Annotated in this window: 6 protein-coding genes; 3 read left to right on the top strand and 3 right to left on the bottom strand. The window is 71.2% G+C overall.

Features of this window, described 5'->3' with window-relative positions; all coding sequences use genetic code 11:
• Positions 1 to 95 precede the first annotated feature (95 nt).
• From ACFWGJ_RS40245 to pdhA, 3 genes are read right to left on the bottom strand one after another with little or no spacing between them, the layout of a single operon-like run.
• Positions 96 to 1,589, bottom strand: coding sequence for a dihydrolipoamide acetyltransferase family protein (locus ACFWGJ_RS40245; protein ID WP_387333916.1), 1,494 nt, complete (start codon positions 1,587 to 1,589; stop codon positions 96 to 98).
• 10 nt (positions 1,590 to 1,599) lie between these two features.
• On the bottom strand, positions 1,600 to 2,580 hold the full coding sequence (locus ACFWGJ_RS40240; RefSeq protein WP_387333915.1) for an alpha-ketoacid dehydrogenase subunit beta: 981 nt from the start codon (positions 2,578 to 2,580) through the stop codon (positions 1,600 to 1,602).
• The gene (gene pdhA / locus ACFWGJ_RS40235; RefSeq protein WP_387333914.1) at positions 2,577 to 3,749 is read right to left on the bottom strand and encodes a pyruvate dehydrogenase (acetyl-transferring) E1 component subunit alpha; all 1,173 of its coding nucleotides are present in this window, start codon (positions 3,747 to 3,749) and stop codon (positions 2,577 to 2,579) included. Before pdhA ends, ACFWGJ_RS40240 begins: the two co-directional genes overlap by 4 nt.
• A gap of 408 nt (positions 3,750 to 4,157) precedes the next feature.
• Between pdhA and ACFWGJ_RS40230 the strand changes: the two genes are divergently transcribed.
• The 3 genes from ACFWGJ_RS40230 to ACFWGJ_RS40220 all read left to right on the top strand — a co-directional run bounded on the left by ACFWGJ_RS40230 (position 4,158) and on the right by ACFWGJ_RS40220 (position 6,486).
• Positions 4,158 to 4,820 (top strand): response regulator transcription factor, encoded by a 663-nt coding sequence (locus ACFWGJ_RS40230; RefSeq protein WP_267028235.1) that lies wholly within the window; start codon positions 4,158 to 4,160, stop codon positions 4,818 to 4,820.
• 172 nt (positions 4,821 to 4,992) lie between these two features.
• Complete coding sequence (locus tag ACFWGJ_RS40225) at positions 4,993 to 5,415, top strand: pyridoxamine 5'-phosphate oxidase family protein (RefSeq protein WP_387333913.1); 423 nt, start codon at positions 4,993 to 4,995, stop codon at positions 5,413 to 5,415.
• A 45-nt stretch (positions 5,416 to 5,460) separates the two neighbouring features.
• Entirely contained in the window at positions 5,461 to 6,486 is a 1,026-nt protein-coding gene (locus tag ACFWGJ_RS40220) for a phosphotransferase (protein ID WP_387333912.1), read from the top strand.
• The last annotated feature ends 83 nt before the right edge of the window (positions 6,487 to 6,569 follow it).

Genomic DNA, 6,569 nt, shown 5'->3' with positions numbered 1-6,569 from the left:
CCCCTGAAAAGGGGCGCGCGGAACGGCGCAGTCTTTTGCCCTTCAGGGGCGCGGGGAACTGCGCGGCCGGCCCCCACCGGCCCGCAGCAGAACCCCTACCCCCAAGTGATCAACCGCTTCGGCTGTTCAAGAACCGCCGCCACATCCGCGAGCACCTTCGACCCCAGCTCCCCGTCGACCAGCCGATGGTCGAAGGACAGCGCAAGGGTCGTGACCTGCCGAGCCTTGACCTTCCCCTTGTGGACCCACGGCTGCAACTTGATGGACCCGACGGCGAGGATCGCGGACTCACCGGGGTTGAGGATCGGCGTACCCGTGTCGACCCCGAACACCCCGACGTTGGTGATCGTCACCGTCCCGCCCTGCATGGCCGCCGGCGACGTACGCCCCTCACGGGCCGTGCCGACCAGCTCGCCCAGCGCCTCGGCGAGCTCCGGCAGCGTCTTGGCGTGCGCGTCCTTGATGTTCGGCACGATCAGACCGCGCGGCGTGGCCGCCGCGATGCCCAGGTTCACATAGTGCTTCCGCACGATCTCCTGGTTGGCCTCGTCCCATGCGGCGTTCACGTCCGGATGGCGCTTGATGGCGACCAGCAGAGCCTTGGAGATCAGCAGCAGCGGGTTCACCCGCAGCCCCTGCATGTCCTTGTCCTGCTTGAGCTCCTCGACCAGCTTCATCGTGCGCGTCACGTCGACCGTGACGAACTCGGTGACATGCGGCGCGGTGAACGCCGAGCCGACCATCGCGGCGGCGATCGCCTTACGGACACCCTTGACCGGGACACGGGTCTCCCGCACGCCGTCGTACGAGGCGGGCGGGGCGAGCGGGGCCGTGGCCGGAGCACCGACGGGAGCCGGTGCCGTCGCGGGCGCCGCGGTGACCGCGGGCTCCTCGACGGAGGCCGGAGCGGGGGCCGGGGCGGGGGCCACCGCCGCGTGCACGTCCTCGCGGGTGATGATCCCGTCCGGACCGGAGGGCGTGACCGCCGCCAGATCCACCCCGAGGTCCTTGGCCAGCTTGCGCACGGGAGGCTTGGCGAGCGGACGGGCCGCGGGGGCCGCGTGTCCGTTCAGCTCCTTCTGGACCGCCTCGGCCGCGGCTGCCGCTTCCGGCTGCTGGGCCGGCACGCCCCGGCGGGGGCGGCGCTTGGTGGAGGCCACCGAGACCCCGTACCCGACGAGGACCGGCTTGCGGCCTTCCGGCTCGGACTCGGCCTGCGCGGAAGCCGCGAGGGCCGGAGTCGCGGCCGGAGCCGCCGGCGCAGGGGTCACCGGAGCCGTCACGGCCGCGGCCGGAGCGGGCGAAGCAGCCGGAGCCGCCCCGCCGCCCACCTGCACCGCGATGATCACCTGGCCGACGTCCACCGTCGTCCCCTCGGGGAAGCGCAGCTCGTGCACCACTCCGTCGTAGGGGATCGGCAGCTCGACGGCGGCCTTGGCGGTCTCGACCTCGCAGACCACCTGCCCGTCGGTGACCGTGTCACCGGGCTGGACGTACCACTTGAGGATCTCCGCCTCGGTCAGGCCCTCGCCCACATCGGGCATCTTGAACTCGCGCAGCCCCGAGGCCGTTTCAGTCATCGTCGTCACGACCTTCTCCTCAGTACGCCAGCGAGCGGTCGACGGCGTCGAGCACCCGGTCCAGGCCCGGCAGGTACTCGTCCTCCAGGCGGGCCGGCGGATACGGGGCGTGATAGCCGCCGACCCTGAGCACCGGTGCCTCCAGGTGGTAGAAGCTCCGCTCGGTGATCCGGGCCGCGATCTCCGCGCCCGTCCCGAGGAACACCGGCGCCTCGTGCACCACGACCAGGCGGCGGGTCTTCTCGACCGAGGCCTGGACGGCGTCGAAGTCGATCGGGGACATCGACCGCAGGTCCAGCACTTCGAGGGACTTGCCCTCTTCCGCCGCAGCCGCCGCGGCCTCCTGGCAGACCTTCACCATCGGCCCGTACGCGGCCAGCGTCAGATCGGTGCCCTCGCGGACCACGCGCGCCTTGTGCAGCGGGAAGGGGATCGCCTCGCGGTCCACCTCGGACTTGTCCCAGTAGCGCCGCTTCGGCTCGAAGAAGATCACCGGGTCGTCGCTGTGGATGGCCTGCTGCATCATCCAGTAGGCGTCGCCCGCGTTCGAAGGAGAGACCACCTTCAGGCCCGCCACGTGCGCGAAGAGCGCCTCGGGGGACTCGGAGTGGTGCTCGACCGCGCCGATGCCGCCGCCGTACGGGATGCGGATGACGACGGGGAGCTTGATCTTGCCGAGCGCCCGCGCGTGCATCTTCGCGAGCTGCGTGACGATCTGGTCGTACGCCGGGAAGACGAAGCCGTCGAACTGGATCTCCACGACCGGGCGGTAGCCGCGCAGCGCGAGGCCGATCGCGGTGCCGACGATGCCCGACTCGGCGAGCGGGGTGTCGATGACCCGGTCCTCGCCGAAGTCCTTCTGCAGGCCGTCGGTCACCCGGAACACTCCGCCGAGCTTGCCGACGTCCTCGCCCATGATCAGGACCTTGGGGTCCGCGTCGAGGGCCGTGCGCAGCGATTCGTTGATCGCCTTGGCCAGCGCCATCTTTTCCGCTGTCATCGCTGAATGCCCTCCCCTTCATCGGCGAACGACGCCTGGTAGGCGGCGAACTGGGCCCGCTCCTCGTCGACGAGCGCGTGCCCGTCCGCGTACGCGTTCTCGAAGATGGCGAAGCGGTCCGGGTCCGGCATGGCACGGACGACTTCGCGTACTCGTTTGCCCAACGCCTCGCTCTCGGCTTCGAGTTCCGCGAAGAATCCCTCGTCCGCGTGGTTTGAGGCCTCCAGGTACGTGCGCAGGCGCAGGATCGGGTCCTTCGCCTCCCAGGCCTCGCGCTCCTCGTCGGCCCGGTACTTGGTCGGGTCGTCGGAGGTGGTGTGGGCGCCCATGCGGTAGGTGTACGCCTCGACGAGGGTCGGCCCCTCGCCCCGGCGGGCCCGCTCCAGCGCCCACTTCGTGACGGCGAGGCAGGCCAGGACGTCGTTGCCGTCGACGCGGACGCCCGGGAAGCCGTACCCCTGCGCGCGCTGGTAGAGCGGGACGCGGGTCTGGCGCTCGGTGGGCTCGGAGATCGCCCACTGGTTGTTCTGGCAGAAGAACACGACGGGCGCGTTGTAGACCGCGGAGAAGGTGAACGATTCAGCGACGTCGCCCTGGCTGGAGGCGCCGTCCCCGAAGTACGCGATCACGGCCGAGTCGGCGCCGTCCTTGGCGACGCCCATGGCGTAGCCGGTGGCGTGCAGCGTCTGCGAGCCGATGACGATCGTGTACAGGTGGAAGTTGTTGCTGTTCGGGTCCCAGCCGCCGTTGTTCACGCCTCGGAACATGCCGAGCAGGTTGGCCGGGTCGACGCCGCGGCACCAGGCGACGCCGTGCTCGCGGTAGGTCGGGAAGACGTAGTCGTCCTCGCGGGTGGCCCGCCCGGAGCCGATCTGGGCGGCCTCCTGGCCGAGCAGCGAGGCCCACAGGCCCAGCTCGCCCTGGCGCTGCAGGGAGGTGGCCTCGGCGTCGAACCGCCGGGTGAGCACCATGTCGCGGTACAGGCCGCGCAGCTCTTCGGGGGTGATGTCGGCTACGTACGCGTCATATTCGCCATTCTTGACGCGCTTCCCCTCGGGGGTCAGCAGCTGTACGAGGTCCGGCTGGGCGCCCGGCGGCTTCTTCGCAGCGGTGCGCTTTGTACCGGCGCTGCGTCGCGGCTTGCGCGCGGCAGTGCTCTCCACGGTCACGTGTGCTCCTCCGTCGGTCCGGCCCCCGGGGTTGCCGGGAACTGGGGTTCCCCCAGCTCGTCGAGAACCGGGGGAGCGGCTCGCCTGGTCCTCGTACCCGTGCACGGGGTGGGTGCCCTCGGCCGGGAACAGGCGTGACAGGTGCCCCGGCGAGCGCCCTGCAACAAGCACGTTACCCAGTGCTTCACAATTCTGTGAAACCCCTCCTGACCTGCGTTTTTGTTCGGAGTTCCAAGTACTTTTCACTCGGACTTCCAACTAGTTCGCACACGTCGGGAACAGTCGCTGGTCACAGCACTGGTAACAGCCTGGCAGGGGGCCGGAACACCGGCACGTTATCCCGGTCACCCCGGGGACGGGAAGGGCTCGACTGGCGCAAGCGGAAAGATCGTGTGTGAGACTGACTCCGTGCGCGAAGAGGGAAAAATCACTGTTTTTCTTCTCGACGACCATGAGGTGGTCCGCCGGGGAGTCCATGAGCTGCTCTCGATGGAGGACGACATCGAGGTGGTCGGCGAGGCCGGTACGGCGGCCGACGCGCTGGCGCGCATTCCGGCCACGCGCCCTGACGTCGCGGTGCTGGACGTGCGGCTGCCGGACGGCAGCGGGGTGGAGGTCTGCCGTGAGATCCGCTCCAAGGACGAGTCGATCAAGTGCCTGATGCTGACCTCCTACGCCGACGACGAGGCCCTCTTCGACGCGATCATGGCGGGCGCCTCGGGCTACGCGCTCAAGGCGATCCGCGGCGACGAACTGCTCTCGGCGATCCGGGACGTGGCGGCCGGCAAGTCCCTGCTCGACCCGGAGGCGACCGCCCGCGTCCTGGAGCGGCTGCGCGACGGAGGAAGCCCCAAGGGGGACGCCAGGCTCGCCAAGCTCACCGACCAGGAGCGCAGGATCCTCGATCTGATCGGCGAGGGGCTCACCAATCGCGTGATCGGCGAGCGACTGCACCTGGCGGAGAAGACCATCAAGAACTACGTCTCCAGCCTGCTGGCCAAGCTCGGCATGGAGCGGCGCGCGCAGGCCGCCGCCTACGTGGCCCGGATGCAGGCGGGCCGCCAGCAGTGAGCTGAGGCCGCGGCACGGCGGGAGCCCCGCGGCGGGCAACCCCGCGGCGGGAGCTTCGTGACGTGAACCCTCGCGGGGGGGGAATCTCGCGGCCGGGAACGGGACCTACGGCCCTCGCACAGGGGCCCGGCGCCCCTTCTCCCGCCGCCCCCGGCTCCCGCAGATTGGGGGCATGCCGACCGACCAGCACCTCGCCGCCGGCCTGCTCGGCCGCGTCGCGTACGGCCGGGTGGCGGCCAGCGTGCGCGCACTGCCCTTCCTGGCACCGGCCCGCCATGTCGTCGTGGGCGACCGGCTCCTGCTGAGGATGCACGGGGGCCACGGGCACCACCGGGTGTGCGCGGGCAGTGTCGTCGCGTACGGCGCGGACAACCTGGCCTCCGCCCCCGCGGGCACGGAGCGCTGGTCGGTCCAGGTCGTCGGATGGTGCGAGAGCGCCGAACCGACCGACGCCCTGCTCGCACGCTTCGGCCCCGGCCCGCTGCGCGTGGACGGCAGCCCCTTCGAGGCCGTCTACCTGGAGATCGCGCCCAGCATGGCCACCGTGCACTCCCTGGGCGTCGCCCTGGAGCACCCGAACGAGCACAATAAGTAATGAGAACGATACGGAGGGTCCCTCCGGTGCCCTAACATCTGGCGCGTGCCGCGCTCATCTGTTTCACCCGCTCCCTCCCCCGCACCCCCGCTGGGCGCCCTGCTGCGCCGGTACGCCGCCGGGGCACCGCTGGCCTGCAAACCCGTCGACCAGGGGCTGCTCAACCGCGGCTACCGGCTCGCCACCACCCGGGGCCGGTACTTCCTCAAGCACCACTTCGACCCCGAGACGGCCGACCCCGCGGCCATCGCCCGCCAGCACCGCGCCACCCAGCGGCTCGCCGACCTGGGCGTCCCGGTGGCCCCGCCGCTGACCGGGAAGGACGGCCGCACGGTCGCCGTGATCGGTGGCCACGCGTACGCCCTGCACCCCTGGATCGACGGGCGCCACCGCGGCGGCGCCCAGCTCACCCCCGAGCAGTGCCGCCGCCTCGGCGCCCTCCTGGGGGTCGTCCACGCGTCCCTGGAACAGGTGATGCCCCCACGGGAGTCCGAGGAGCGGGCCGACAGCGCCGACCCCGTGGACACCTTCGCGCTCATCGACGACCTGCTCGCCCGGGTACGCCGCCACCGACCCGCCGACACCTTCGACGAACTGGCCCGGCACCGCCTCCTGGAGCGGCGCACCCTGCTGGAACGGCACGCGGACCGGCTGCCCCCGCGGGGCGGCTCGGTGGGCTGGGTGCACGGGGACTTCCACCCCTTCAACGTGCTCTACAAAGGAAGTGCCCCCGCCGCGATCGTCGACTGGGACCGGCTCGGCGTCCAGCCGCAGGCCGAGGAGGCGGTGCGGGCCGCCGTGATCTTCTTCGTACGCCCCGCCGGCACGCTCGACCTGCCGAAGGTACGGGCCTACGCCCGCGCGTACCGCCGCTCCGCACGGGCCACCCCGGCCGAACTCTCGGCCGCCGTGCACCGGGTGTGGTGGGAGCGCCTGAACGACTTCTGGATACTGCGCTGGCACTACGAACGCGGGGACACCAGGGCCGACTCCCAGTTCCCCGCGGCCTCCGCGCTGGCGGTGTGGTGGACACGGGAGTACGACGCGGTGTGCGAGGCGTTCGTGGGCTGATGTGGGCTGACGTGGGCTGAGACCCCTCGCCGGTCCCGGACGAACGGCACGCGCGCGTGGAGCCCTTTTTCGGGCTCCACGCG

The organism is Streptomyces sp. NPDC060205 (genome assembly GCF_042728395.1).
In the GTDB taxonomy this organism is placed as follows: Bacteria; Actinomycetota; Actinomycetes; order Streptomycetales; family Streptomycetaceae; genus Streptomyces.
The sequence above is the reverse complement of the archived record's forward strand: the minus strand, read 5'-3'. Positions and strand labels throughout refer to the sequence as shown.